25 protein-coding genes are annotated in these 26,847 nt (G+C 68.1%); 13 read left to right on the top strand and 12 right to left on the bottom strand.

All coding sequences use genetic code 11. The features are described 5' to 3' along the window. The first annotated feature begins 160 nt into the window (after nucleotides 1-160). From ACQE3M_RS15130 to ACQE3M_RS15115, 4 genes are all read left to right on the top strand, one after another. Nucleotides 161-958 (top strand): basic amino acid ABC transporter substrate-binding protein, encoded by a 798-nt coding sequence (locus ACQE3M_RS15130; protein ID WP_430506366.1) that lies wholly within the window; start codon nucleotides 161-163, stop codon nucleotides 956-958. A 1-nt stretch (nucleotide 959) separates the two neighbouring features. Then, the gene (locus tag ACQE3M_RS15125) at nucleotides 960-1,703 is read left to right on the top strand and encodes an amino acid ABC transporter permease (RefSeq protein ID WP_430506365.1); all 744 of its coding nucleotides are present in this window, start codon (nucleotides 960-962) and stop codon (nucleotides 1,701-1,703) included. A gap of 128 nt (nucleotides 1,704-1,831) precedes the next feature. Then, entirely contained in the window at nucleotides 1,832-2,581 is a 750-nt protein-coding gene (locus ACQE3M_RS15120) for an amino acid ABC transporter ATP-binding protein (protein WP_430506412.1), read from the top strand. Then, nucleotides 2,581-3,510, top strand: a complete 930-nt coding sequence (locus tag ACQE3M_RS15115; protein ID WP_430506364.1) for an amino acid ABC transporter permease — start codon at nucleotides 2,581-2,583, stop codon at nucleotides 3,508-3,510. The genes ACQE3M_RS15120 and ACQE3M_RS15115 overlap by 1 nt, the downstream gene beginning before the upstream one ends. A gap of 41 nt (nucleotides 3,511-3,551) precedes the next feature. Here the strand turns inward: ACQE3M_RS15115 and ACQE3M_RS15110 are convergent, their stop codons facing one another. Further along, the gene (locus ACQE3M_RS15110; protein WP_430506363.1) at nucleotides 3,552-4,610 is read right to left on the bottom strand and encodes a zinc-dependent alcohol dehydrogenase family protein; all 1,059 of its coding nucleotides are present in this window, start codon (nucleotides 4,608-4,610) and stop codon (nucleotides 3,552-3,554) included. Nucleotides 4,611-5,830: 1,220 nt separating this feature from the next. Here ACQE3M_RS15110 and ACQE3M_RS15105 point away from each other — a divergent pair. Continuing rightward, on the top strand, nucleotides 5,831-7,423 hold the full coding sequence (locus ACQE3M_RS15105) for a S8 family serine peptidase (protein WP_430506362.1): 1,593 nt from the start codon (nucleotides 5,831-5,833) through the stop codon (nucleotides 7,421-7,423). 57 nt (nucleotides 7,424-7,480) lie between these two features. Here ACQE3M_RS15105 and ACQE3M_RS15100 read toward each other — a convergent pair whose 3' ends face one another. The 4 genes from ACQE3M_RS15100 to ACQE3M_RS15085 all read right to left on the bottom strand — a co-directional run bounded on the left by ACQE3M_RS15100 (nucleotide 7,481) and on the right by ACQE3M_RS15085 (nucleotide 10,432). Continuing rightward, nucleotides 7,481-9,055, bottom strand: a complete 1,575-nt coding sequence (locus ACQE3M_RS15100; RefSeq protein WP_430506361.1) for a replication factor C large subunit — start codon at nucleotides 9,053-9,055, stop codon at nucleotides 7,481-7,483. A gap of 43 nt (nucleotides 9,056-9,098) precedes the next feature. Then, nucleotides 9,099-9,473, bottom strand: coding sequence for a PIN domain-containing protein (locus tag ACQE3M_RS15095; RefSeq protein WP_430506360.1), 375 nt, complete (start codon nucleotides 9,471-9,473; stop codon nucleotides 9,099-9,101). Continuing rightward, nucleotides 9,474-9,704: an AbrB/MazE/SpoVT family DNA-binding domain-containing protein gene (locus ACQE3M_RS15090; RefSeq protein WP_430506359.1), complete on the bottom strand. Its 231-nt coding sequence runs from the start codon at nucleotides 9,702-9,704 to the stop codon at nucleotides 9,474-9,476. It abuts the gene before it with no gap. A 164-nt stretch (nucleotides 9,705-9,868) separates the two neighbouring features. Then, a complete protein-coding gene (locus tag ACQE3M_RS15085) occupies nucleotides 9,869-10,432 on the bottom strand; it encodes a cupin domain-containing protein (protein WP_430506358.1) in 564 nt (187 codons plus the stop codon). 110 nt (nucleotides 10,433-10,542) lie between these two features. Between ACQE3M_RS15085 and ACQE3M_RS15080 the strand changes: the two genes are divergently transcribed. Then, a complete protein-coding gene (locus ACQE3M_RS15080; RefSeq protein WP_430506357.1) occupies nucleotides 10,543-11,097 on the top strand; it encodes a GNAT family N-acetyltransferase in 555 nt (184 codons plus the stop codon). A 22-nt stretch (nucleotides 11,098-11,119) separates the two neighbouring features. On the opposite strand, the gene ACQE3M_RS15075 is transcribed toward ACQE3M_RS15080, so the two are convergent. Further along, a complete protein-coding gene (locus ACQE3M_RS15075; RefSeq protein ID WP_430506356.1) occupies nucleotides 11,120-11,404 on the bottom strand; it encodes a transcriptional regulator in 285 nt (94 codons plus the stop codon). A gap of 956 nt (nucleotides 11,405-12,360) precedes the next feature. On the opposite strand from ACQE3M_RS15075, the gene gatD reads away from it, so the two are divergent. The 3 genes from gatD to ACQE3M_RS15060 are packed head-to-tail and all read left to right on the top strand — an operon-like array spanning nucleotide 12,361 to nucleotide 14,978. Then, nucleotides 12,361-13,647 carry a Glu-tRNA(Gln) amidotransferase subunit GatD gene (gatD, locus tag ACQE3M_RS15070; RefSeq protein ID WP_430506355.1) on the top strand — a complete coding sequence of 429 codons (1,287 nt, stop codon included), beginning with the start codon at nucleotides 12,361-12,363 and terminating at the stop codon, nucleotides 13,645-13,647. Further along, nucleotides 13,644-14,696, top strand: coding sequence for a GNAT family N-acetyltransferase (locus ACQE3M_RS15065; protein ID WP_430506354.1), 1,053 nt, complete (start codon nucleotides 13,644-13,646; stop codon nucleotides 14,694-14,696). The genes gatD and ACQE3M_RS15065 overlap by 4 nt, the downstream gene beginning before the upstream one ends. 39 nt (nucleotides 14,697-14,735) lie before the next feature. Beyond that, a complete protein-coding gene (locus ACQE3M_RS15060; protein WP_430506353.1) occupies nucleotides 14,736-14,978 on the top strand; it encodes a hypothetical protein in 243 nt (80 codons plus the stop codon). 37 nt (nucleotides 14,979-15,015) lie between these two features. Here ACQE3M_RS15060 and ACQE3M_RS15055 read toward each other — a convergent pair whose 3' ends face one another. The 3 genes from ACQE3M_RS15055 to ACQE3M_RS15045 form a co-directional block, all read right to left on the bottom strand. Further along, nucleotides 15,016-17,379, bottom strand: a complete 2,364-nt coding sequence (locus tag ACQE3M_RS15055) for an amino acid permease (protein ID WP_430506352.1) — start codon at nucleotides 17,377-17,379, stop codon at nucleotides 15,016-15,018. A gap of 82 nt (nucleotides 17,380-17,461) precedes the next feature. After that, the gene (locus ACQE3M_RS15050) at nucleotides 17,462-17,887 is read right to left on the bottom strand and encodes a universal stress protein (RefSeq protein ID WP_430506351.1); all 426 of its coding nucleotides are present in this window, start codon (nucleotides 17,885-17,887) and stop codon (nucleotides 17,462-17,464) included. A 98-nt stretch (nucleotides 17,888-17,985) separates the two neighbouring features. Continuing rightward, nucleotides 17,986-18,387, bottom strand: a complete 402-nt coding sequence (locus ACQE3M_RS15045) for a hypothetical protein (RefSeq protein ID WP_430506350.1) — start codon at nucleotides 18,385-18,387, stop codon at nucleotides 17,986-17,988. Nucleotides 18,388-18,527: 140 nt separating this feature from the next. Between ACQE3M_RS15045 and deoC the strand changes: the two genes are divergently transcribed. The 3 genes from deoC (at nucleotide 18,528) to ACQE3M_RS15030 (ending at nucleotide 22,687) form a co-directional block, all read left to right on the top strand. Beyond that, on the top strand, nucleotides 18,528-19,163 hold the full coding sequence (gene deoC, locus ACQE3M_RS15040) for a deoxyribose-phosphate aldolase (protein WP_430506349.1): 636 nt from the start codon (nucleotides 18,528-18,530) through the stop codon (nucleotides 19,161-19,163). 114 nt (nucleotides 19,164-19,277) lie between these two features. Further along, nucleotides 19,278-20,018 carry an Lrp/AsnC family transcriptional regulator gene (locus ACQE3M_RS15035; protein ID WP_430506348.1) on the top strand — a complete coding sequence of 247 codons (741 nt, stop codon included), beginning with the start codon at nucleotides 19,278-19,280 and terminating at the stop codon, nucleotides 20,016-20,018. Between the two features lie 242 nt (nucleotides 20,019-20,260). Then, complete coding sequence (locus ACQE3M_RS15030) at nucleotides 20,261-22,687, top strand: amino acid permease (protein ID WP_430506347.1); 2,427 nt, start codon at nucleotides 20,261-20,263, stop codon at nucleotides 22,685-22,687. A gap of 93 nt (nucleotides 22,688-22,780) precedes the next feature. Here ACQE3M_RS15030 and ACQE3M_RS15025 read toward each other — a convergent pair whose 3' ends face one another. Continuing rightward, nucleotides 22,781-22,966: a DUF5786 family protein gene (locus ACQE3M_RS15025; protein WP_430506346.1), complete on the bottom strand. Its 186-nt coding sequence runs from the start codon at nucleotides 22,964-22,966 to the stop codon at nucleotides 22,781-22,783. A gap of 129 nt (nucleotides 22,967-23,095) precedes the next feature. Between ACQE3M_RS15025 and ACQE3M_RS15020 the strand changes: the two genes are divergently transcribed. Next, entirely contained in the window at nucleotides 23,096-24,346 is a 1,251-nt protein-coding gene (locus ACQE3M_RS15020) for a tRNA (N(6)-L-threonylcarbamoyladenosine(37)-C(2))-methylthiotransferase (protein WP_430506345.1), read from the top strand. Between the two features lie 854 nt (nucleotides 24,347-25,200). Here ACQE3M_RS15020 and ACQE3M_RS15015 read toward each other — a convergent pair. Beyond that, nucleotides 25,201-26,220 (bottom strand): sodium:calcium antiporter, encoded by a 1,020-nt coding sequence (locus ACQE3M_RS15015; protein WP_430506344.1) that lies wholly within the window; start codon nucleotides 26,218-26,220, stop codon nucleotides 25,201-25,203. Between the two features lie 129 nt (nucleotides 26,221-26,349). Further along, a complete protein-coding gene (locus ACQE3M_RS15010) occupies nucleotides 26,350-26,820 on the bottom strand; it encodes an NYN domain-containing protein (RefSeq protein WP_430506343.1) in 471 nt (156 codons plus the stop codon). Nucleotides 26,821-26,847: the final 27 nt, after the last annotated feature.

Here is a 26,847-nt window from a genome sequence, read left to right as displayed (position 1 = left end):
GCCGGTGAATGGCGCGAAGAACACCGTCGCTGGTCACGCATCCGGACAGGATTTTGCCGAACTGCTGCGGGTGTAGGAACCCTCTCGGGGGCTCGGAAAACGCTCGTTCACTCGTTTTGCAAAGAAAGATTGAAACAGCTACTGCGCGAGAAGCTAGTATATGACTCGCGAGTTTACGTCCGACGTCAGCCGTCGCACGTATCTGAAGCTGACCGGAGCATCGAGCGTCGCGGGGCTGTCAGCGACCGCCGGCTGTATCGGCGGCGGCGACGACACCCAGACGATCACTCCGGGGACGGCACCGGGATTCGCCCCCTTCGAAATGAAAAAGGACGGCGAACTGGTTGGGTTCGACGTCGACCTCCTCGAAGCGGTAGTCGCGGAGACCGACTACGAACTCGACGACTGGCAGGAGATCAAGTTCGACTCGCTCATTCCCGCGCTGACCAACGAGCGGATCGACGTGATTGCTGCCGCGATGACAATCAACGCGAAGCGCAAGGAGCGGATCGCCTTCTCGGACCCGTACTGGGAGTCCGACCAGTCGATACTCGTGCGCGAGGGCGGTGACTTCCAGCCCGGCGACTGGTCCGACTTCGAGGGCAAGACCGTCGGCGCCCAGTCCGGGACGACGGGTGCGGGACTCGTCGACGAGGAACTGATCAAGCCCGAAATCATCTCCAAAGAGGACTTCTCGACGTACGACTCCTACGTCTTCGCAGTCGAGGACCTGGAGAACGAGAACATCGACGCCGTCGTCATCGACCAGCCGGTGGCGAAGACGTTCGCCGCCGAGCGCGACGTCGAAGCCGCGTTCGTCCACGAGACGAACGAGCAGTTCGGCTTCGGTCTCCGGCAGGGCGAAAGCGAGCTCCAGACGGCCCTGAACGAGGGTCTCGCGGCCGTGAAAGAGGACGGCACGTACGACGAACTCACGAAGACCTGGTTCGGCGAATAAGATGGGGACGTCCGCGGCCGTTCCGGCGCTCACCGCCGTCGATCTCGCCCAGGTCCTCACCGACGACTGGCAGTTCGTCTTCAACAACGCCGGCTACCTGCTGGAGGGCGCTGCGCTCACGGTCGGCCTGACGATCGCGTCACTCCTCGTCGGCTTCCTCGTCGGTTTCCCGGCGGGCGCCGTCGAGGTGTACGGCGGGACCTGGAGCAAGCGCGCCGTCGAGAGCGTCGGCGTCGTGTTCCGCGGGACGCCGCTCGTCGTCATCCTCGTGATCATGTACTTCGTCGTCGGCGTGCCGTCGATCGGGATGGGCGTGGCGACGCTCTCGGGTGCTGTCACCTCGGCGATCCTCGGCCTGGGGCTCCGGAGCGCGGCCTACCAGTCGCAGATCTTCCGCGCGTCGCTCCAGAGCATCGACGAGGGGCAACTCGAGGCCGGCCGCGCGCTCGGCATGAGTCAGTTCGAGGCCGTGCGGCACATAGCGGTCCCGCAGGCGCTCCGGCGCTCCGTGCCGGGGTTCCAGAACGAGATGACGATCGTCCTGAAAGACACCAGCATCGTCTTCGCGATCGGGCTCGCGGAGCTGCTCACGCGGAGCTACGACCTCTTCGTCGAGCAGACGACCGCCGTCCTCGAAGTGATCATCTTCATCAGTGCAATCTACTTCGTCCTCACCTTCACGACGAACCGGGCGCTCGACCACCTCGAAGACTACTACGCGATCCCCAGTGGTGAACAGACGTGACTGACGGAACCGACGCAACTGACACGGATGGCGTTGCCGACGCAAGCGACGGTGCGGACGCAACGGCCGCGCGCAACGTGGGCAACGCAGACGACGCAAACGACGTCCACGCAGGCGACGCAAACGACGTGGCCGGCACGGACGACGAGATCCTCCGCGTCGAGGAGGTCTCGAAGTGGTACGGCGACGAGAAAGTGCTCGAGAACGTCAGCTTCGAGATGGACAGAGGCGACGTCACGTTCCTCATCGGCCCCTCCGGCAGCGGGAAGTCGACGATGCTCCGCTGTGTCAACCGGCTCGCGGAGGCCCAGGAGGGGCACATCTACCTCGACGGCCAGGAGATCACGGAGCTGGACGTGAACGAGCTCCGTCGCGAGGTCGGGATGGTGTTCCAGGACTTCAACCTCTTCGCGCACCTCACGGCGCTGGAGAACGTCGCGATCGGTCCCAGGCGAGTGCTCGGGCTCGACGAGGAGGAAGCCCGCGAGCGGGCCCGCGCCCAGCTCGAACAGGTCGGGCTCTCCCCGCAGGCCGACTCCTATCCAGCGGAGCTGTCCGGCGGGCAGAAGCAGCGCGTCGGCATCGCCCGCGCGCTGGCGATGGACCCGAAGCTCCTCCTGTTCGACGAGCCCACGAGCGCGCTCGACCCCGAGCTCGTCGGCGAGGTGCTGGAGGTCATGCGCGACCTCGTCGAGGAGGGGATGACGATGCTCGTCGTCACCCACGAGATGAGCTTCGCCCGGTCGGTCGCCGACGAGATCGTCTTCCTCGATAACGGCAGCGTCGTCGAGCGCGGCCCGCCCGAACAGCTGTTCGAACGTCCAGAGCAGGAGCGCACGGAGCGCTTCCTCGAGCGCATTACGGAAGCCCACCACTGATGGCGAGTGCAACGCGTCCCGCGAGCGTCCGCGGCGAGGTCGAGGAACGAACGCCGACGGCGGGAGCGACGCTCCTGTATCTCACGGGTGCCGTGTTCTGGAGCTGGCTGCTGTTCCGCTGGGTGAACCGGTTGCTCGGCGGCGCCTTTATCCCGGTCGACGAGCCGCTGCTCGCCGCGGAGACGGCCGCCGGCGCGCTCGCCGGGCTCCCGGTCCTGGGCACCTACGCCGACCCTATCGGCTTCACTGCCTCCATCCTGCCGACGCTGGCGGACGGCCTCTGGCTGACGGTCACCATTACCGTCGTGAGCCTGGTCGTCGGCTTCTTCATCGCGGTCCCACTGGCGGTCGCTCGCGTGTACGGCCACTACACCAGCTACGTCTCGCTGGCGTACACCGAGCTCCTGCGGGGGACGCCGCTTTTAGCCCAGCTGTTCGTCCTCCACTTCGGACTCGACGTCGGGCAGTACGTCCCGGCGTTCGCGGCCGACGTCTTCTCCAGGAACGTCGTCTGGGTCGCCATCCTCGGCTTCGTCCTCAACGGCGCGGCCTACCAGGCCGAGTACTTCCGCGGCGCCATCGAGAGCGTCGGCGAGGGCCAGATCACCGCCGGGCGGGCCATCGGCCTGTCGAAGATCGAGACGATCTACTACGTCGTGCTCCCCCAGGGGCTTCGCTACGCGATCCCCTCGTGGACCAACGAGTTCGTCTACCTGATCAAGTACTCGTCGCTGGCGGCGTTCATCACGGTGCCGGAGCTGTACTACCTGGCGTTCAACGTCGCGAGCGAGACGTTCCGGTACACGACGATCTTCATCGTCACCGGACTCTGCTACCTCGCGCTGGTCATCACCGCGACGAAGATCATGGGGCGCGTCGAGGCCGCCGTCGCCATCCCCGGCATCGGCAACGTCGGCGGCCGGGACTGAGTCGGTGGTCGGGACTGAGCCGGCGGTCGGCCTCTCAGCTTTTAAAAGTCCGTCACGACCTCGACGCCGGCCGTCGAGTAGTCGTCCATCGCGGCCAGCCGGTCCGACACGTCCGAAAGCGACAGCTCCCGCGTCACGAGCGCGCCGGGGTCCAGCTCCGTCGCCTCGATAAGCTCGAAGAGGTTCTCGTAGTCCGTCTGGGGCATCCCGCGGGAGCCGTGGACGGACAGCTCCATGTGCGCGATGCGGTCGGTCGGCAGCGAGACCTCGCCGCGCTCCTCGTCCGTGGTCAGCCCGACCTGGACGTGGTCGCCGCGGATCGCGAGACAGCGGACGGAGTTTCGGCACGTCTCCGCGATGCCGAGCGCATCGATGGAGACGTCGACGCCGCCGTCGGTTGCGATCTTGATCGCCTTCACGACGCGTTCTTCTTCGGGGTTCACCGTCAGCTGCGCGCCGAGGTCGGTCGCGCGCTCCAGCGCGTCCTCGTCGACGTCGACGGCGATGACCCGCGCGCCGAGCGCGTCCGCGATCTGGACGGCTGAGAGCCCGACGCCGCCGCAGCCGTGGACCGCGACCCAGTCGCCGCCCGTGACCTGCCCGCGGTTCACGAGGGCGTTGTAGGCGGTCATGTACCGGCAGCCGAGCGCCGCGGCGTCACGCGGCGAGAGGAACTCGGGGAGCTCCACGAGGTTGTAGTCGGCCTCGGGTACTGCGACCTGCTCGGCGAACGCGCCCTGGGCGTCGGGTTCGAAGCCGAGCGCGAGCCCGTTCGGGCAGACGTTGCTGTGGCCCGTCCGGCACTGGTGGCAGGTTCCGTCACCCAGCGAGAAGGGGACGACGACGCGGTCGCCGACCTCGATGCGTTCGACGTTCTCCCCGACGGCGGTGACCGTGCCGGCCGGTTCGTGGCCCAGCGTCTGGCCTTCCGGGACGGCGTCGCCCGCCCATTCGCCGTGGCCCTTCCAGGCGTGCCAGTCGCTCCGGCAGACGCCGCAGGCCTCGACGTCAACGACGGCGCCGTCCGGGTCCGGCTCCGGTTCCGGGACCTCCTGGATCTCGAGCGGTTCCTCGTGCTCGGTCAGCACGGCTGCTTGCATGGGTACACGGGACGACGGAAGGGGCAAAAGTGCGTGGGTCCCGGCCATGTTGGGAGCGGCGTGGACGGCGCTGGATGGTTGGATCGTAGTTGTTCGTCGTCAGCGATATCACCGGCACGTTTCGATAGGCCTAGCCGCTGAGACGGCCGTGCTTATAAATGAACTCGGGGTAGCGTCGCGATCGACGCCACTCAGCACACGTAGAAAGCCCTAGCCGCTGGCGGTTGTGCTTATAAACAAAGTCGGGGGATAGTCGCCAGCGACACCACTCAGCATGCCTCGAAAGCCCCAGCCGGCGAGCGGTCGCGCTGCTCGCTGCGCGCCTCGCCAGCTCACTCGCTTCGCTCGTTCGCTGGCTCTGTGCTTGCGTCGCAGGGCGTCCCGCTCGCCGGCTGCCCCTTTCAGTCCCACCCTGGAGTGGTGGCGGGGCGTCGCGCGCGGCGGCTGGGTCACCGACGACGCGCGCCGGCTGACCGGCGTGCGGTGCGGGGCGGATGGCGCGCGCGAGCAACGCGTGCGAGGGAGGCCAGTGGCGCGCCGATTCGGTGCCGTGCCGGCGCGCCCCGGCCGAGGCTGGGGAGGACTGAGGTATTGCGGTTGCTGCGCGTTGCTGTCGCGGTTGCGGGGCGGTGCGGTCCTGGCGGACTGAAAGGGCGCGGCCGGTCGCGGTGTAACGGAGTCGCTGAGACAGGCACTATCTGGGCCGGGCGGTGTCTTCGTGAACGCAGTGAACGAAGGCCAGAAAGTCGCAGCCCGGCAGCCCGCTACTGCAGGCAGCCCGGACCGTCTTTCGTGGCGGAGAGGCCCAGATATCCTGCTTCGCGAGAAATCGAGGATTTCTCGGAGCCCGAAAATCTCCGATTTTCGAGGACAGCGACCGCGAGCGGCCGAGGGCTTTCCGGGTGTTTGCGGTGCTGTCAAGAGCAAGCCCGTATCACCTAACCCAATCCACGCATAGCGAGCGGCCGAGGGCTCTCCGGGCGTCCGCGTTGTTGTCGAGGGCAAGACCGTCTCACCCTGAAAACAGCTTATAAACCCGACATCAACTCATCAGCCGTGTCCCGTCTGTTATCAGAACGAAGACGCCGCGAGTCAGAGTTGGGTATCTAAGCCTATAACGGGAAGTTGCTAACACATATTTAATAACTCAATAATATAGGCCATTCATACAAACTAAAATAGATCGAAATAATTAATGTGTACCCTCGACAGCAACGACCATGCCACACGATGGCACCCCCGGCGTAAGTCGACGGAAAGTCCTTCAGCTAACGGGAACCGCGGCCGGTCTGAGCGCAGTCGGCGGCGTGGCCACGGCGTCACCCGGTCGCGATTCCGGGCCGAAGTCGAACGAGGTCCTCGTCGGCGTCTCCGCGGGCGCCGGCCAGCCCTCGGACGTCGTCGCACAGTACGTTCCCGACGAAGCGGCGGTCGTCCACGAGAACGAGACGCTCCGGTACGTTGCGGTCTCGTTCCCGGACGGCAGCGAGGAGGCCCAGCAGGGGTTCATCGAGACGGTTACCGAGCACGGACCGATCAAGTACGCGGAGGAGAACGGCACCTACGAGGCGCTGTACACGCCGGACGACCCGAAGTTCGGGGACCAGTACGCGCCCCAGCAGGTCAACGCGGACGACGCCTGGGACACGACGCTCGGATCGGGCGACGTCACGATCGCCGTCGTCGACACCGGGATCCAGTACGACCACCCGGACCTCGACGGCAACATGTCCGACGCCGACTCGAACCACGGCTACGACTTCGTCGACGACGACGAGGACCCGTACCCGGACGTCCTCAGCGACGAGTACCACGGCACCCACGTCGCCGGGATCGCGGGCGCCGAGACGGACAACGGCGAGGGCATCGCCGGGACCAGCGAGTCCGCGATCCTCTCGTGTCGCGCGCTCGACGAGAGCGGCTCCGGCTCCTTCTCGGGCATCGCGGACGCGATCGAGTACGCGACCGACCAGGGCGCGGACGTGATCAACCTCTCGCTCGGGGGGTCAAGCGGATCCTCGACGCTGAAGAATGCCGTAGAGTACGCGTACAATAACGGCGTCTACCTCGCTGCCGCCGCCGGCAACGACGGGCCCTGTTCCGACTGCGTCGGCTACCCGGCGGCCTACAGCGAGTGTGTCGCAGTCTCGGCGCTCGACGCCGACGAGACGCTGGCCTCCTACTCCAGCACCGGCTCGGAGGTCGAGCTCGCGGCCCCGGGGACGGACGTCCTCTCGACGACGACTTCCGACCGCGGCGACTACGAGAAGCTCTCGGGAACGTCGATGGCGACGCCCGTCGTCTCCGGGGTCGCCAGCCTCGCGCTTGACCAGTGGGATCTCTCGAACACCGACCTCCGGAACCACCTCAACGACACCGCCGTCGACGTCGGCCTCGCGTCCAACGAGCAGGGGAACGGCCGAGTCGACGCCGACAACGCGGTCACGACGGACCCGTCCGGCGGCGGCGGTGGCGGCACCTGTGGCGACACGTCGACCAGCTCGTCGGTCTCCGATTCGCTGAGTGATTACACGGACAGCGACTGCTACTACTACAACTGGGAGTACAGCTCGCCGTGTCAGGTCGTCGTCGAGCTCGACGGCCCCAGCGACGCCGACTTCGACCTCTACGTGAACGAGGGCACCGGGGACTGCCCGACGACCAGCAGCTACACGCACCGCTCCATCTCCACGGACAGCCAGGAGCAGATCGTCATCGACGATCCCGACACGTCGGCGGCGCTGTACATGCTCGTCGACTCCTACAGTGGCAGCGGCGACTACACGCTGACGATCACGGAGAAGACGACGTAAGCAATCACCCTGCCACTCGCACAGCCGACCGACTGAACGGCTCGCCGACCCCGCTGGTCAGACGAAGTCGCCCAGGCCGGCCTGGTCATCGTCCTCCTCGGCGGCCTCGGCTTTGGCCACCTCGTCCGACGCGTCGTCGTCGGTCGCGCTGCTCCCGCCACCGAGCGTTGCCTGCGAGTCGTCGCCGTCGCCACCGGTCGCCGCGACGGTGCCGTCGCCGCCGTCGCCGCCGTCGCCGCCAGCGACGGCCGCTCCGCCCTCGCCGGCGTCCGTCGCGTCCGCGTCGCCCTCGGCCGGCTCGCGGTTCGGAACCCCCGCAAACGCGCCCTCGGCGTGCTCCTCGACGCGCTCGTCGCGCAGTTCCTGGGCGTCCTCGACGATCCCCTCGACCTTGTTCGTCGTCTCGCCGGAGCCGGTGACGAACGAGACCGCGGCCTCGTCGAGGTCGTAGGCGGCGGTCATCGCCACGGTGAGCTCCCGCGGCTTGCAGTGGTGGGTCATCGCCGCGAGGAACGGCAGGATCTCGATGCGTGCGGTCTTCATACTGCAGCCCTCGCTGGTGGCGATCTTCCGGACGACCTCGTCGGCCGTCTTGTCCGAGGAGGGCCAGAACTGCGGGCGGCCCCAGCGCGTCCAGCCGCCCTTCTCCCCGTCGCGGGCGGCGGCGACGCCGGCTGCGGCGTTGTCGGTGGCGTAGCGCCAGTAGGAGTACTCCTGGGAGGCGCGGACGCGGCCCAGCCAGACGTCGGCGTTCGCGAGGAAGTCGTACGCGCGGGTGGCCTCGTCGGCGTCGTACACCTTCAGCATGTTGTCCTCCATCCACTTCGTCAGGTCGTCGGGCGTCTCGTCGACGGCGTACGCGGACTGGAGCGCCTCCTCTGCGCCCTGCTCTTTCAGGACCGCGTCGAGGAACGGGAAGATCCCCATCGACTGGTCGCGGTCGCCGGTGACGACGTCGTCGAGTTCGACGCTGCTCCGGCCCTCGGCGATCGCCTGCAGGTCGTTGACGGCGCCGCGGAGGTCGCCCTTGTTGCGCTCGGCGATGCGCTGGAGGGCGTCGGACTCGAACTCGACGTCCTCGCGGCGGCAGATGTCCCGGAGGACGGGCACGATGGAGCGCGCCGACACGTCCCGGAACTCGATCTCCTGGCAGGCGTTCCGGAGCCCGCGGGACATCTCGTAGTAGTCGTTGGCGATGAGCACGATGGGCTGGCCCGAGTCTTTCACCAGCTTCGTGATCGCGGAGGCGCCGCCGCGGTCGTAGTTGCCGTGGATGTTGTCCGCCTCGTCGAGGATGACGAGCTGGCGGGAGTCGGTGTCGCCCCCGTCAGCGCCGGCGCCGCCCGCGCTGCCCTGCAGCGTCGCGTTCTTCGCCGCGCGGCCGGCGAACCGCTCGATGACGTCGGCGGTGCGCTGGTCGGACGCGTTGAGCTCGACCGTTGCCCACCCTTCGTCGTTCGCGAGCGCGTGGGCGGCGCTCGTCTTCCCGATGCCGGGGCTCCCGTAGAGCACGACCGCCTCGCCGTGGTCGTCCCACGTGTCGGCCCACTCCGCGAGCTGCTCGGCCGACTTGTCGTTGCCGCGCAGCTCCGAGAGCGTTTCCGGTCGGTACTTCTCCGTCCAGTCGGCCATTGATTCTCCGTAGGAGTGAGCCGCGTTTAGTGGTTGCGGAGCGCTACTCCTCGCTCACTGTTTTCAGGTCCAGACGGGGTGCAAAGGACTCGTAGGTCTCGTCGCTGGAGACGATCGTGTCGCCGTCGGACTCGACGAGGTGGAGCGCGTCGAACGGGGTGAACCCGTGGTCCTCGACGTATGTCGCTGCCGCGACGACTGAATCGACGTCACCGCGAACCTCGATGAGATCGGCGGTGTTCGTGACGACTCGTTCCGTGTTTCGGTCCTCCCGATAGGCGACCAGGAGCAGTTCGATGAGCGTGAACTTCGACGTCCACAGTTCGGCCTGGTGCTCTCGATACACCGTCTCCGCGGCGTCGCCGAGCCAGTCCTCGTCCTTGATAAGCGCGAGCAGGAAATCGGTCTCCACGTACATTCAGGGTCCAGCCTCGTCCAGCGCAGCCTCGCATGCCTCTTCGCGAAGTTCCTCAGCGGACTTCTCGACGTCCGCGAACTCGTCCCGGAGCGTGTCGAGCGGGTCCTCCGTCACCGGGACCAGCTTGATCCCGTCGTGCAGCTCGACGATCCGGTACTGGTCCCCGTATTCCTCCCGAAGCTCCTTCGGAATCGTCAGGCGCCCGCGATCGTCCAGTGTAGCTTCGGACATACACCGACCTACGGTGGGAAGAAATAAGAAAGTTCCCCGAATATTTGAGGAAACCCATCGCATCCCCACGAGCCGAGTCTTGCAGTTCGGGGTTGAGCTGGCTAGCCAGCTCCGTTCCTATGCTCCGGGATGCTTCCCGATTACGGTCGTTTCGGAATCAGCCGTTAGTCCAGCGCTAGCGTCCCGCTGCAATCCGGGCAGACGAAGTCGGCGTCGGGGTCGTCCCCGTCGCCGTCGCAATCGCCATCGCCGGCCTCGTTGCCGTCGCCCCCGCGAGCGATCCGCATGTCGCCGCGACCGCAGTCCGGACAGGAGATGTCCCGGTCGTCGAGCACCGGGATCCGCGAGATGCGGACGTCCTCGCTGTCGCGCGGCGCCCCGAGCGCGAACGCGACGACGGGCTCGTCGCCCTCGTTGCGGCCGGTCTGGAACTCGCCAGGGGCGAACCGGATCGCCTCGCCCGCCGAGACAGTCACGTCACTCGGTTCGTCATTGGCGTCGTCGTTCGCGGTCGTTTCGAACGTCGCGGTGCCCTCGACGACGAGGAACACCTCCTCCTGGTCGGCGTGCGCGTGCAGCGAGCCGCTGAATCGCTCGCCGGGGTCGAGGACGTAGCGCGAGACGGCGACGTTCGCGGCGCCGAGCGGGTCGGTCAGGTCGCGCCGCTCCCGGGCGCGTTCCGGGTCCGCGTCCTCGCGGTCGACGTCGTCGATGGCGACTTTGCGCATGGTCGACGCTGCGCGAGCACTCACAAAAAACGATCCCCGGTTTCCGGGGCGTGGCCACCGAAATCCGAGGCAGCACAAAGCGTATTACGCTCTGCGCGGACGCGATTCGTATGCCAGGTCCCCGCGTTACGCAGGGCGAACGCGTCACGCTCCGGACGTTCGAAACGGAGGACGTGCCGTTTCACCAGCGAGGCTGCACCAACCCCGGGATCCGCTACCCGATCGGTAGCCCGGTCCGGAACCAGGAGGAGATCGACGTCGGGGACGAGAACGACGGCAGCGACGATTTCGTCGTCTGTCTCGACGGCGAGGCCGCCGGCCCCGGCGGCCCCGAGGAGGACCAGATCCAGCGGATCGGCATGGTTCACGCCAACGACGTCGATTGGCGCCGGCCGGAGCTCGCCTACTGGATCGCCCCGGAGGTCCACGGCGAGGGCTACGGAACGGAGGCCGTCTCGCTCCTCGTCGATTACGTCTTCCGAACGTACGCGCACCCGGCCGTGGGCGCCGGCGCGTACGACTTCAACGACGCCTCCCGCGGGCTCCTCGAGTCGCTGGGGTTCTCGGAGGAAGGTCGCATTCGGCGAGACCGGTTCATCGACGGCGAGTACGTCGACCGCATCGAGTACGGACTGCTTCGCGAGGAGTGGGAAGACCGAAAGTAACGCGAGTGAGTCGGCTCTCCTTTTAACTGGAATCGACGGCTTCCGCGGCGGTGACTTCGGCGACCATCGACCAGCTCTCCTCGTCGGGGCCCTTGCGCCCGAGCAGGATCCGCTCGTTGTCCTCGCTGCTGACGAGGCGGTAGTCTGCGTCGTCGCCCTCGCGGGCGCCCTCGCCGCGGAACTCCTGCTGGAAGAACTCCGTCGAGGAGAAGCGGAAGACGCCGGTCTCGTCGTCGTCGAGCGTGAGGCGGACTGGGTCCGGCTGGACGTTGTGGATCCGCTTGGCGACGGGGTGTAGATCGGCCATGGATCATGGTTGTGTCGGGTTTGGTTAAACTGCGCTGGTTCGGGCCTTTTATAAGACCAGTTAAATGGATGACACGGTCTTGCGCTTGACAGCACCGCAAACGTCTAGAAAGCCCTCAACCGCTCTTGCTTATAAACCGGATGGACTGGTGCAGACGCTGCTATATTTGACAGCACCGCAAACGCCCAGAAAGCCCTCGGCCGCTCGCGGTCGCTGAACGACATATCCGCGCCTCTCAGCACCGCCCGGCGCGGATAGAGGTCGATTCAGCGACTCCGTTACACCGCGACCGGCCGTCGCCCTTTCAGTCCGCCAGGACCACGACTGCATCGCACCGCGACGGCGACAGCACCGCACAGCAACCGCAATTCCTCAGTCCTCCCCAGCCTCGGTCGGGGCGCGCCGGCCCCGCCTCGGAAGACGGTCCGGGCTGCCTGCGGTAGCGGGCTGCCGGGCTGCGACTTCCGGCCCCCCGTTCGCTCCGCTCACGAGGACACCACTCGGCGCGCCCCGCCCTCCCTCGCACGCGTTGCTCGCGCGCGCCGACAGCCTCGCACCGCACGCCGGGCAGCCGGCGGTCGACGATGGCCTATGAACCGCCGCTCGCGACGCCCGGCCACCACTCCCGGGTGGGACTGAAAGGGGCAGCCGCTGAGCGGGACGCCCTGCGAAGTAAGCACCACAACCCGGTGAGCGAACGCAGTGAGCGAACCGGGTGAGGAGCGCAGCGAGCAGCGCGACCGCCTCAGCGGCTGGGGCTTTCGAGGCATGCTGAGTGGTGTCGCAAGCGACGATAGCTTATCCAATTTATAAGCTCGAACCCTCGACGGCGGAAGGTTTCGAGAGATCGCGACCGACATCCACTGAAAGAGTATCGAGAAATCCATCCACACCCGACCAGGATTCCTCGAATCGGAACGGTTGGATTCAAGTCCGACGCCGGGGAAGCCGTACGCATGCAACCAGGGGATCGCGTCCGCGTCGAGCGCGCGGGCGTCGAGAACGAAGGCGTCCTGATGCCGTCCTCGACGGGCGAGCACCTCGTCGTGAAGCTCGAAGGCGGCTACAACGTCGGGATCGACCGCGACGAGGCCGACGTCGAGGTGCTCGAATCGGACGTGTACGAGGTCGAGGAGGGCGAGGAGACGGAACCGGGCGGCGTCTCGGAGATCACCTTCGAGGAGGACCTCCCGACCATCTCGCTCATCTCGACCGGCGGGACCATCGCGTCGACCGTCGACTACCGGACGGGCGCGGTGACCGCGCAGTTCGACGCCGAGGACGTCCTGCGCGCGGTGCCGGACCTCGCGGGCCGGGCGAACTACCGCGGCCGCGTCGTCGCGAACATCCTCTCCGAGAACATGGAGCCGCCGATCTGGCAGGAGCTGGCCGAGGCGGTCCACGAGGAGATCGAGGCCGGCGCCGACGGTGTCGTCGTCATGCACGGGACTGACACGATGCAGTACTCCGCGTCCGCGCTGTCGTTCATGCTCGACACGCCGGTGCCGGTCGTCTTCACCGGCTCGCAGCGCTCCGCGGACCGGCCGTCCTCCGACAACGTGATGAACGCGGTCTGTGCGGTCGAGGCCGCGAAGGCCGACGCCGCGGAGGTGCTCGTCTGCATGCACGCCACGCAGTCGGACGACTACTGCGCGCTCCACCGCGGCACGCGCGTCCGGAAGAACCACACCTCGCGCCGCGACGCCTTCGAGACGGTCGGCGCGAACCCGCTCGCCCGGATCGCGTACGAGACGGCAACCGAGCAGGGCGCCGAGGGAGCGGTTGCGGCCGACGCGTTCGAGTTCCGCCGCGACTACCGGGCACGCGGCGAGGCCGACCTCGCCATCGCTCCGGACCTCGCGAGCGACGTCGAACTCGTGAAGTTCACGCCGGGGATGGATCCCGCGGCGTGGGACTATCTCGACGGGAAGGACGGCGTCGTCATCGAGGGCACCGGGCTCGGCCACATTCACACGGACTTCATCCCGCGCGTCGAGGAACTCGTCGAGGACGGCACGACAGTCGTCATGACGAGCCAGTGTCTGGACGGACGCGTCTGCGACCGCGTGTACGACACCGGCCGCGACCTGCTCGACGCCGGCGTGATCGAGGCCGGCGACACGCTCCCCGGCACGGCGAAGGTGAAGCTGCTGTGGGCCGAGGCGAACTCCGACGACGTGGCCAGCACGATGCGCACCGACCTCGCCGGCGAACTGACCGAGCAGTCCCAGCCCTGGCGATGAGCGGGGGTAGCGAGGCGGCCGACGAGGTTCCGGTCCAGGTCCGCCAGGCCGAGCCGGCCGACGCGCCGGCCGTCGCCGCGTTCACCCAGGACACCTGGGGCGAGAAACACGGCGACTACATCCCGGAGACGTTCCCGGAGTGGGTCGAGACCGACGACGAGACCCAGCGCACCTTCGTCGCGACCGTCCCGCGCGACGCGCTCGGCGACCTCGAGCATCCGGACGCCGTCGTCGACGACGAGGTCGTCGCCGGCTGCATTCAGGGCGTCATGCTCTCCGACTGGGAGGCCTGGGGCCAGGGGATCCGCGTCAACCCGGACTGTCGCGGGCTCGGGCTCTCCCCGCGACTCTCCGAGGCCATCTTCGGCTGGGCCCGCGAGGCGGGCGCGACGGTCTGTCGGAACATGGTCTTCTCCTGGAACGTCGCCGGACTCGGCCAGTCGCGGTCCGTCGGCTTCGGCCCCTGCACGGAGTTCCGCTTCGCGATGCCGACCCCGAACGCGGAGGCGACCCCCTCCGCCGACCGCGCCGCGGACCTCACCGTCGCCGCCGACGTAACGGACGTGGGCTCCGCGCCAGCGCCGGACCCGAACGCGGCCTGGTCGTTCTGGACCGACAGCGACGCCCGCGACCACCTCCGCGGGCTGTCGATGGACGCCGCGGAGTCGTGGGCCTGCTCGGCGCTCACCCGCGAGGAGCTGCGGGCGGCTGCGGCCGACGACCGGCTCATCACCGTCCGCGACGACGGCGTCGCCGCGATGACCTACCGCTCGTACGTCAGGGAGGGCGCGAACGACGCCGGCGAGACGGTCTCGCGGGCGATCTACGGCGTCGCCGCGTGGCGCGACGTCGACGCGGCCGCCGCCCTCTACGCTGCCGTCGCGCGTGACGCGGCCGCGGTCGGAGCCGACGAGACGCGCGTGCTCATCCCGGAGACGGTCGCGGCCGTGAGCGACACGGCAGCGACCAGGACAGCCGTCTCGGACGAACCCGACTTCGTGCTCGCGGCCGACCTCACCGACCCCGCCGTCGTCGGTGACGACCCCTGAACCGGCATCCTCTTTTAAATCACGTCCCTAGCGCCGGCAATGGATCCGCTCTTCGTCGACCTCGCCACCGTCCGGTCGGTGCTCTACTACGGCGCCGTCTACGCGATCGTCGTCGGGATGGCCGCCTGGATCTATCAGGACGCAAAGTCACGAGGGAGCCGCGCCCCGCTGGCCTGGGCGCTCGCGACGCTCGCGCTCACCATCATTCCCGTAGTAAGCTACCTCTACCTTCGCTGGCGGGCGACGCCGGCGGCTGGAGACGCTGTCGGGAAGCCGGAATAGCGAGCGAACCGCCTTTCGAGGCGTGACGGGGCCGGGACTACGACTCGGTCGGTTCGCCGTCGCCGTCGGCTGGCGAATCCGGGTCGACCGTCGGCGTCGTCGGCTCCGCTTCCACCCCGGTCTCGGCTGGCTCCGTCGCCCGCGCACCCGACCCGAGCAGTCGGTCGAAGAGTGAGCGCTCGTGTTCCCGCTCCGCCAGCAGGACCGAGCAGTCGACGTCGTACAGCACGTCGAGCACGAGCGAGCCGCGAACGAGCCGCGAGAGCAGCCCCTTCTCGGTCGCCCCGATGACCAGCAGCGTCGCCGCTTCGGCCGCCTCGGCGATGCGGGACTCCACGTCGCCCGTCTCGACCCGGATCTCCGCGTCCGCGAGACCGTGCTCGTCGGCCCACGCCTCGAGGAACTCGCGGCCGGCCTCGACGTCGTCGGCGACGTGCAGCAGGGTCACCGCGGAGCCGAATTCGGCCCTGAGCATCCGGGCGACGGCGGCCGACAGCTCGGAGTCGGGGCCGCCGGCCGTGGGCACCAGGATCCGCGAGGTGTCGAAGCCGCGGTCCCTGAACACGAGGAAGTCACAGGGGAGCGACTTCGCCAGTTCGTCGATGGCGGACTCGGCCCGCCCCGGCGCGCCGTGGGAGTCCTCGCCCCAGCCCATCACGGTCATGTCCGCGCCGTAGGTCGTCGCGGCGTCGAACACCTCCTCGAAGGTGCGGTGGGAGAGGACGACGTGCGTCTCCACGTCGACGCCGAACGTCTCGGCGTCCGCCTTCGCCGTCTCCAGGAGGTCGTGGGCCGCGTCGTGGGCGCCGCGCTCCCTGGCCGACTCGAGCGACGTCTGGTCCGGGACGTTGGCGATGTTGACCGCGACGACCTTGCCGTCGCGCTGATTCGCGATAGCGGCGGCCAGCGAGATGAGGTGCTTCTCCGTGGCCGGGTTCGCGAGCGGGACCATCACGCGGTACTCGCCGCCTTCCGGCTTGACCGTCGTTGCCGCGGAGACGGCCGCGTCGGGGAGCTCCTCGGACCGGTCCATCACCCAGTCAGCGAGGACGCCGGTCGTCTCGACGTGTCGCCGGGCGTACAGCAGGTACCAGAGCCCGGCGAACACGGTGAACGCGCCGGAGAGGAGGATGACCAGCGGTTCGATGTACGCGATCAGCGCGAACGACGTGATGGCGCCGATTATCGGGACGAACGGGTAGAAGGGGACCTCGAAGTCCGGCTCGTACCCCTCCGGATCGGCCTCGCGCATGACGATCAGCGCGATGTTGAGCAGCCCGTAAACGATCAGGTGCAGGACGGAGCCCGCCGTCGCCAGCAGCTCGAGGTTGCCGACGAGCAGGAAGACGACGATGAGCGCGCCCGTCACGGCGATGGAGCGGTACGGCGTGCCGAACCGCGGGTGGATCCGGTTCAGCTTCGGGGTGACGATCTTCTCCCGACCCATCGCGAAGTTGATGCGCGAGGAGGAGAGGATCGACGCGTTCGCCGAGGAGGCGGTCGCGAGCAGCCCCCCGAGCAGGAGGATCCCCCAGCCGAGCCCGCCGAGGTCGAAGCCGAACACGTCGTACTTTCCGAACAGCAGCTGCGCGGCCTCGACGACGGCGGTGTCGTTGTTCGCAACGAGCTCCGTGGGCACCGCCGCGAGCAGCACGAGGAGGAACAGCGCGTAGATAGTCGTCACGATGACGACCGATCCGATGACGGCGCGCGGGAGGTTCTTCCCCGGCTCCTTGATCTCCTCGGCGACGGACGTGATCTGGACGAAGCCGAGGTAGGAGACGAAGACGATGGCGGTGACGGGCAACACCTCCGCGGTCGCCCCCGGCGGGGCGATGGGTCGGAGGCTCTCCATGTCGGCATTCGCGAGGCCGACGACGGTGAACACGCCCAGGATACCGAGCAGCGTCAGGACGATGACGTTCTGGAGCCCGCCGGTCTCCTTTGCCCCGAGGTAGTTGACGCCGATGAACAGCACGGCGCCGAGCAGGCCGATGGTCTTGGCGGCCGACAGCGAGAGCGGCCCGATCGCGAGCGCGGGCGCGCCGACCAGGGCGTTGACGTACTCGCCGAAGCCGTACATGTAGAAGGCCGAGGCGAACGCCAGCCCCATCCAGTTCGCCCAGCCGCTGATCGAGCCGAACAGCGGCCCGAGGGCGCGGTTGACGTAGAAGTACGCGCCGCCGGATTTTGGCATCGCCGTCCCGAGTTCGGAGGCCGACAGCGCCGTGAAGAGGGCGATGACCCCGCCGATGACGAACGTCGCGGCCGCGAGCGGCCCGGCCCGGGCGACGGCGGTTCCCGGGAGGACGAAGATGCCGGCGCCGATCATCGTCCCGATCCCGATCGTCAGCGCCGCGAGGGGACCGAGGTCCTTCGCGAGCTCCTCGTCAGCGCTCACAGGCCACCTCCGTACGGGCGCCTGTTGCTGTTGCGCTGGCCGATGCTATCGATGGTGACGTCGTTGCGTTCTCGTGGGTAGTTCACTTGTTCGGGAGGACGATGACTGGTCGGTCGCTTTCCGTTACGAGCTTCGTTCGCACGCTGCCGGAGAGGACGTTCAGGAGCGCGCCGCCGCCGCGCGAGTGGAAGGCGATGGCGGATGCGTCGACGTCGCGAGCGTGGTCGATGATCGCGTCCGCGACGTCCGTTCCGTAGATGATCTCGGTTTTCACCGTCAGGTCGTCGGCGGCCGCGCGTTCGCGAAACGCCTCGAACGCGGCCTCGGCGGCCTTCTGTCGCTGCTCGACGCCCGCCTTGTCCGGCGCCCCACCGGCCTTCTCGATGACGTTGACGACGAGGGGAGTGCCGTCGTCGTCGACGAGATACTCCCGAAGGCTCTCGTACGTGGCCACGGCGTCGTCCTCGTTCGCGACCGGGACGAGCGGGCGCGCGAGCAGGTCACTCATACCCCCGCGTTCGTCGTCATCGCCCTTAGTCGTGCTGTCGTGCGCAAGGTGTGGCACCGGCTGGCGTGCAGGGATCCGGCGACGGTCGTCGCCGGCCCCTAGATCTGGGTAACCCAGGCCTTGAAGTCCTCCTCGAGCTCGTACACCTCGCGGAAGGCGCGCTCGAAGAAGTCGGCAATGCGGTTGGCGTCCGAGCGCGCCGTGACGACAGCGTTCGTCCCCTCGGCTTCCTCCGGGCTCTCGAGCTCGTCGATCCGGAACTCGGGGTAGTCGCCGACGAGGTCCTTGAGACGTTCGAGCTCCGCGTCCGTGCAGTCCAGCACGACCTCCGTGCCGGCCAGCTGGATCCACGGGGGGATCTCCCCCTCGCTCTCGGTCGTGTCGCTCTCGGGGTCGACGTCGACGGTCATCACCGTGCTGCCGCGGTTGCGGTGGGCCGTGATCGCGTCCGCGAACAGCTTCAGTCGCTCGGTCTCCTCGGCGGCCTCGAAACGGGTCATACGCCCATTTGCGCGGCTTCCGGTATAAGGGCATGCGAACTCCCGCGCCCCTCGTGGGCGGGACCGCTCGCGGGCGGATCCACCGGGGTCCTCGGGGCCGGACCCACACACCTTTCACCGAGCGCCGGAATTCGCCGGACATGAACCGCGAGGAGTTCGCTGCGAGCATCGACCACACCGTGCTCGGGCCGGAGACGACGTGGGCGGACGTCCGGACCGTGCTGGACGAAGCCGCCGAGTACGGGATGAACGCGTGTATTCCTCCCTGCTACGTCGCCGAGGCCGTCGACTACGCCCCCGACACGACGGTCGCGACGGTGATCGACTTCCCGCACGGCCAGGGCTCGATCGCCTCGAAGCGCGACGAGGCCGAGAACGCCGTCGCCGACGGCGCCGACGAGCTGGACCTCGTGATCAACGTCGGCCGACTGAAAGCCGGCGACGACGAGGTCGTCACCGAGGGGATCGCGACCGTCGTCGAGGCCGTCGCGGTGCCGGTGAAGGTGATCATCGAGACCGCGCTGCTGTCCGACGCCGAGAAGCGTCGCGCCTGCGAGGCCGCCGTCGCCGCCAACGCCGACATGGTAAAGACCTCGACCGGCTTCGCGGACGGCGGCGCGCGGATTCCGGACGTCGAGCTGATGAGCGAGTACCTGCCGGTGAAGGCCTCTGGCGGCGTCGGCTCGGCCGAGGAGGCCCTGGCGATGCTCGACGCCGGCGCCGAGCGGATCGGCGCGTCCTCGGGCGTCGCGATCGTCGAGGGGTTCTCGGAGTAGCGGTCGGTCGCGAGGAGTCGAGAGTCGGTCGCGAGGAGTCGGGAGTCGGTCGCGAGGAGTCGGGAGTCGGTCGCGACGGCAACACGTTTGTGAGTGCACGGCCTCGGCCCGGACATGAGCTATCGGCTCGACGACCTGGACCGCCGGATCATCCACGCGTTGATGGACGACGCCCGCGGGACCTCGGCCCCGCAGATCGCGGAGGCGGCCGACGTCACGCCGGGGACCGTCCGCAATCGGATCGGCCGGCTCGAGGAGGCCGGCGTGATCACTGGCTATCACGCCGCCGTCGACTTCGAGCAGGCCGACGGCCGCCTGCGGAACCTCTACCTCTGTAACGCGCCGGTCGCGGAACGCGAGAAGCTCGCGGCGAAGGTGCGGGCGATCCCCGGCGTCGTCAACGTCCGCGAGCTGATGACCGGCCGGCGGAACCTCCACGTGCTCGCGGTCGGCAAGGACACGACCGATCTGCGGCGCATCGCCCGCGCGATCACCGGGATTGGCGTCGAGATCGAGGACGAGGACCTGGTGCAGTCGGAAACGCACCACCCGTACACCCCGTACAGCCCGGACCAGGGTCGCCAGGGGAGCATCTCCGACTTCGTTAGCCTCTCCGGCGGCTCCGAGGTCGCCGAGATGACGGTCCGGGAGGACGCGCCGATCGCGGGCCTGACGCTCGCGACGGCCTCGAGTCGGGGGATCATCAGCGACGACGCACTCGTCATCGCCATCGAGCGCGACGACGAGGTGCGGACCGCGCACGGCGACACGACGGTCGAGGCCGGCGACGTCGTCACCATCTTCTCGCGGGGCGGCGTCGACGACGAGGTGCTCGCGGCGTTCCGGGGTGAGTGAGACGACGACGTTGCCGACGCCGACGGTGGTCGTATTGATAGCCGTGGTACCGTCTGCTTTGGTATTGGAACCCGTGAAAATTCGTTGAGTATCTTTTGAATAGCTATCTCTTATAAATAGTAAATTACTGTATCCGTAATCTCACACCAGTTAGATTAAGTGAGTGCCACCGCTGGATCGGGTATGATTTCACAACGAGCCGCTGCCGACCGGTTCGCGATCCGGGCTGGAGGTGACTGCCGATGAGCGACGACGAGCTCGCGAAGGACCTCGGGCTCCTCTCCGCGATGACGATCGGCATCGGGACGATGATCGGCGCGGGTATCTTCGTCCTTCCCGGCGTCGCCGCCCGGGAGGCCGGTCCGATCGTCGTCATCTCCTTTATCGTCGGCGGCGTGATCGCGATGGTGAACGCGCTGTCCGTCTCCGAGCTCGGCACGGCGATGCCGAAGGCCGGCGGGGGGTACTACTACGTCAACCGCGCGCTCGGGCCGATGTTCGGCTCGGTCGCGGGGATGGGCGACTGGATGGGGCTGGCGTTCGCCTCAGCGTTCTACTCCATCGGGTTCGGCCAGTACCTCGCGACGCTGGCGCCGATTCCGAGCCTCCTGTTCCTCAACGAGGTCCAGGTCGGCGCCATCATCGCCGGCTCGGTGTTCGTCGCGGTCAACTACATCGGTGCGAAGGAGACCGGCGGGCTCCAGACGATCATCGTGCTCACGTTGCTGGCGATCCTCGGCGCGTTCGCCGTCGCCGGCTGGCTCTCCTTCGACTGGGCGACGCTGACGAGCGAGGGCGGGATCGCTCCGATAGGGTACGGTGAACTCCTCCCGGCGACCGCGCTGGTGTTCGTCTCCTTCCTCGGGTACGCGAAGATCGCGACCGTCGGCGAGGAGATGAAGAATCCCGGCCGGAACCTCCCGATCGCCATCATCGGGTCCGTCGGCATCGTGACGGTCATCTACGGCATCCTCGTGACGGTGATGCTCGGGGTCGTCCCGTGGACTGACCTCGACCTGGATGCCCCCGTCGCGAACGCCGCGACGGTCGCGTTCCCGAGCTCGGTCGCGCTCCCCGGGCTCGGCGAGGTCTCCGGCGTCGCCGCCGCGGCCGCGACGGTGATGACCCTCGGCGCGCTGCTGGCGACGGCCTCCTCCGCGAACGCGTCCATCCTCGCGTCGGCGCGGATCAACTTCGCGATGGGGCGGGACGCCATCGTCACCGACTGGCTCAACGAGATCCACCCGAAGTTCGCGACGCCGTACCGCTCGATCCTCGTGACGGGCGGGATGATCCTGCTATCGATCGTCGTCCTCGGCGGCGACATCGCCGTCCTCGCGAAGGCGGCGTCGGTGCTCCACCTCATCGTCTACGCGCTGATGAACCTCGCGCTGATCGTCTTCCGCGAGGCCGACGTCCCGGAGTACGACCCCGACTTTACTGTCCCGCTGTACCCGATCACGCCGATCCTGGGTGCCGGCCTCTCGCTCGGGCTCGTAACGTTCATGGCCCCGATCGAGATCGCCCTCTCGCTCGGCTTCGTCGCCGCCGCGATCGGCTGGTACTTCCTCTACGCGCGCCGTGAGACGACCCACCAAGGATACTTGGGGCAGTACATCCTCTCTCAGGCCGAGAGCATGCCCGAGCCCGCCGTCTCCGCCGCGGAGTCGATCCAGCCCGAGGGCGGCGAGTACCGCGTGATGGTGCCGCTGGCGAACCCGCGGACGGAGCAGGACCTCATCGAGCTGGCGTCGCTGATGGCGAAGGCCAACAACGGCGTCGTCGAGGCGGTCCACATCGTCACGGTGCCGGACCAGACGCCCCTGTACGCCGGCTCCGAGCAGACGGAGCGCATCGACGCCGAGTCACAGGAGCTGCTCGAGTCGGCTCGCGAGGACGCGACGACGTTCGACGTCCCGGTCGAGACGCGGACCGTGATCTCCCACCGCTCGTTCGAGGAGGTGTTCGACGCCGCCGAGACCGGTTACGCCGACCTCGTCGTGATGGGCTGGGGCGACCAGCCGTTCTGGTCGGCCGGCCGCGTCGAGTCCACGTTCGACGAGCTCGCCGGGAACCTCCCGTGTGACTTCCTCGTCCTGAAGGACCGCGGCTTCGACCCCTCGCACCTGCTCGTCCCGACCGCCGGCGGGACCGACTCGGACGTCTCCGCCGAGGTCGCCCGCGTGCTCCGCGACACCCGCGGCGCCGAGGTGGAGCTGCTCCACGTCGTCGACAGCGACGAGGAGCGCGCGGCCGGCACGGAGTTCCTCGGCGGCTGGGCCCAGGAGCACGGCCTCGACGACGCCACCCTCTCGGTCGACACGAGCGGCGACGTCGAGGGCGCGATCGAGCGCCACGCGCGGGACGCGACGATGCTGGTGATGGGTGCGACCGAGCGCGGCCTCCTCTCGCGGCTCCTGAACCGCTCGCTCGTGTACGACGTCGTCGACGAGGTCGAGTGCTCGGTGCTGCTCGCGGAGCGCCCGTCGGAGCGGTCGCTGTGGGACCGGCTGTTCGGGAGCGGGACGCGAGCCAACGTCGGGAGCGACGGGTCCGCCGAAAGCGACGAGACTCCGTCGGCCGACGAGGCCGCCCCGACCGACGAGGGCGACGAACCGACGCCCGTCGACGAGAGCTCCCCGACCGACGACGCCCCCTCCGGGAACTAGGGGGCGACCGGCTTTCTTTTAAAAGTACCACCGACTGACGCCGGCGCTCGGCAGTCGAGTGCAGTACAGAGAAGTTCGAGCCGAACCGGCCAGTTATTCGTCGTCTTCGTCGTCCTTCATCTCCTGGAGGCGCCCGACCAGGTCGTCGGTCGAGGCCTCGCTCTCGAAGGACACTTCGCCGTCGTGGTCGTTCTCGTGGACAGTTACCCCTTCACCCTTGTCCTCGTCGTCCTGGCTCGGTGACTCCTGTTCGGATTCATCGTAGCTGCCAAAGCCCATGTATATGGTTTCTGGCTCCCCACGGAAAACCACGTTGGCCGGGCCTCGCCCCTGCGACGCGGTAGCGTGCGCCGTCGCCTCCCGAATCCGTCGTGTTTTTGCCCACGGGCCCTGTAACACCCGTAAGCGATGGCGACGTATCACATCGAGACCTACGGCTGCACCTCCAATCGGGGCGAGAGCCGTGAGATCGAGCGGACGCTCCGGGACGGGGGCCACTACCCGGCCGACGGCCCCGAGGACGCGGACGTCGCCATTCTGAACACCTGCACCGTCGTCGAGAAGACGGAGCGCAACATGCTCCGCCGCGCGCAGGAGCTCGAGGAGGAGACGGCCGACCTCATCGTTACGGGCTGCATGGCGCTGGCCCAGGGCGAGGAGTTCCGCGAGGCCGACGTCGACGCCGACGTCCTCCACTGGGACGAGGTGCCCGAGGCCGTCCGGAACGGCGAGTGTCCGACCCACACCCCGGACACGGAGCCCGTCCTCGACGGCGTCGTCGGCATCCTGCCAATCGCGCGCGGCTGCATGTCGAACTGCTCGTACTGCATCACCAAGTTCGCGACCGGCCGCGTCGACTCCCCCACTATCGAGGAGAACGTCGAGAAGGCGCGGGCCTTGGTCCACGCCGGCGCGAAGGAGATCCGCGTCACCGGCCAGGACACCGGCGTCTACGGCTGGGACGAGGGCGACCGGAAGCTCCCCGAGCTGCTCAACCGCATCTGCGACATTGACGGCGAGTTCCGGGTCCGGCTGGGCATGGCGAACCCCGGCGGCATCCACGGCATCCACGAGGAGCTGGCCGACGTGTTCGCCGAAAACGAGAAGCTCTACGACTTCATCCACGCGCCGGTCCAGTCCGGCAGCGACGAGGTACTCGAGTCGATGCGGCGCCAGCACCGCGTCGAGAAGTTCAAGGAGATCGTCGACACGTTCGACGCGACGCTCGACCACTGGACGCTCTCGACGGACTTCATCGTCGGCTTCCCGACCGAGACGGAGGCCGACCACGAGCAGTCGATGGAGCTGCTCGCCGACGTCCGGCCCGAGAAGATCAACGTCACGCGCTTCTCGAAGCGCCCCGGCACGGACGCGGCCGACATGAAGGGCCTCGGCGGCACCGTCAAGAAGGAGCGCTCGAAGGCGATGTCCGAGCTGAAGATGGACGTCGTCGGCGAGGCCTACGAGGAACTCGTCGGCACGACCCAGGACGTCCTCGTCGTCGAGCAGGGCACGGGCGACTCCGTGAAGTGCCGGGACTCCGCGTACCGGCAGATCATCGTCCAGAACGCGCCCGAGCACGACCTCGAGCCCGGCGACTTCACCACCGTCGAGGTAACGGGCCAGAACACGGTGTACGCCTTCGGCGACCCGGTCTGATCGATCGGATCTTTTTAAATAGCGTTCTGTGCCGACCCAGTTTGCTCAGTGAGTAGCGCCCGTGGTAGCCTGAAAGTGCAGGTTGTGGAGTGCGCTGTTTTATAAATGAACTCGGCTGTCGTCACCGGCGATACCACTTGGCACAGGTAGAAAGCCCCAGCCGCTGAGCGGTCGCGCTGCTCGCTGCGCTCCTCACCAGCTCACTCGCTCACTGCGTTCGCTCATTCGCTGGCTCCGGTGCTTACTTCGCAGAGCGTCCCGCTCAGCGGCTGCCCCTTTCAGTCCCGCCCGAGGAGTGGTGGCCGGGCGTCACTCCCGGCGGTTGGGTCGCCGTCGTTGTCCGCCGGCGGTTTGGTGTGCGGTGCCGGGAGGCCGGCGCGCGCGAGCAACGCGTGCGAGGGAGGCCGGGGCGCGCCGAGCGGTGCGTTGCGGTGCCGGCGCGCCCCGGCCGAGGCTGGGGAGGGCCGAGGCTTGCGGTTGCTGGTCAGTCGCGGTGCTGTCGCGGTTGCCGTGCGGTCGCGGTCCTGGCGGACTGAAAGGGCGCGGCCGGTCGCGCCGAAGGGGAGTCGCTGAGTCGACCCCTATCTGGACCGGGCGGTGCGGAGAGGTCCAGATATGTCGCTCAGCGACCGCGAGCGGCCGAGGGCTTTCCGGGTGTTTGCGGTGCTGTCGAGAGCAAGACCGTATCACGCGTTTAAAGGCGCTTATAAAGAGCGGCCGAGGGCTTTCTGGGTGTTTGCGGTGCTGTCAAGTGTGGCAGCGTCTGCACCTGGACATCCAATTTATAAGCAGGATCGGTCGAGGACTCCCCCGACTAAGATAGCCACTTCTCCCGAGACCCGAAAAAACCCGATTTAGATCATCAACACGGGCAGGTACAGCAGGATGCACGCGACCCCGTGCCGTCGGTACAGCGTCTCTCGCCAGTAGAGCATCCCAACCACCACACCCGACACCAGCAGCATGTAGCCGGTCGTCAGGACGGCGACCTGCGGCTCGTCGACGACGATGCCGCCGGCGAAGGCTCCGAGCCCGAGCGAGAACAGCGGGTCGGTGATGTTCGAGCCGAGGAGGGTCCCGCCGGCGATGTCGCCCTCGCTCCGGCGGACGGCGGCCAGGGCGACCAGGACCTCGGGCACCGTCGTGCCGAAGCCGGTGAGCAGTCCCAGCAGGTGCGTCGAGACGCCGAGCTCGAGGGCGACCGTCTGGGAGCCGGCGACGAGGAGGTGCCCGCCGACCGCGACGGCGAGGAGGCCGCCGAGGACGACGGCAAGGAGGCGAGCGACCGCAGCGCGGCCGGTCGCACCCTCGGCGTCGCCGTCGTCCGTCGCGTCTCCTGCGTCCGACTCGCTGCCGTCCGAGACCTCCGGCTCGCTGCCGTCGGCGGCCTCCGACTTGCCAACGTCGAGCTTGTGGTGGTCGTAGTCCTCGGCGTCGAACTGCCGCGAGACGAACAGTGCGTACACGCCGGCCATCAGCGCGCCTTCGAGGCGGGAGACGTCGCCCGAGCGGACGACGACCAGCATCGCCAGCATGGCGAACAGCATGCCGCCGCCGTACTTCCGGACGTTGTCGCGGGCGACGCCGAAGGAGACGGTGACCGCGACGAGCCCGATCCCGAGGGTGATCTGCGCCGTCGCGGAGCCGGAGATGTGGCCGACGGCGAGCCCGCCGACGCCGTAGACGGCGGCGTAGATGGCGGTCGCGATCTCCGGGAGCGACGTGCCGACCGCGACGAGCGTGCCGCCGACGAAGAACGTCGAGAAGCCGACCACCTCCGCGAGCGTCGCCGCGCTGTCGACGGTCCGGTCGCTCCCGACGATGAGGAGGGCGAGGCCGACGAGCAGCGTCGCGACGCCGGTGAGTACACTCATGCTCGGTCCTGCCCGGAGCGCGTAGCCAGGCGATGCGTACCGCCGGCCGGCGACCGGTTCGATTCGATAGACGGCCGAGGGGTGGAAAAGGTTGGCTGCTTCGGGGGACCGGCAGCGACGACGCTGGTGTTATTCCGCGTTCGCGTCGCCGTCGAGGTCGCCCTCGAGCGTGACGGAGTCGGTGGCGGCGTTCCGGAGCGCGTCCGAGCGCCCGAACTCGCCGGGTGCGATGGCGACCGTCCGGATGCCGAAGCTGTTGGCGGTCTCCACGACCGGCTTGAAGTCGGTGTCGCGGGAGGCGATGGCGAGGGTGTCCATGTCCTCCTCGGCGGCGAACTGCGTCGCGTCGACGGCGAGCTTGACGTCGACGTCGCCGCTCGTGACGACGACCTCGTAGCCCCGGGCTTCCGCGGCCTGAATGAGCCCCGGCGTGGCGTGCTCGTCGAGGTAGAGTCGCGTCGCGACGAGATGGCCCTCCGCCTCGGCGGCCTCGCGCACCTCGTCGAGGTCGACGTCGAACTCCTCCCGCAGTACGTTCGGCCCGTCGACGAACAGCGCGACGCCCGGCGCAGCCGCGTCCTCGTCCGAATCCGCGTCCATACACCCGCTACTTCCCCGCCGGCCAAA

The sequence above is a fragment of the Halosubterraneus shenae genome, from assembly GCF_050510935.1.
Classification (GTDB): Archaea; Halobacteriota; Halobacteria; order Halobacteriales; family Haloferacaceae; genus JBDGPU01.
This window is presented reverse-complemented; position numbering and strand designations above follow the sequence as displayed.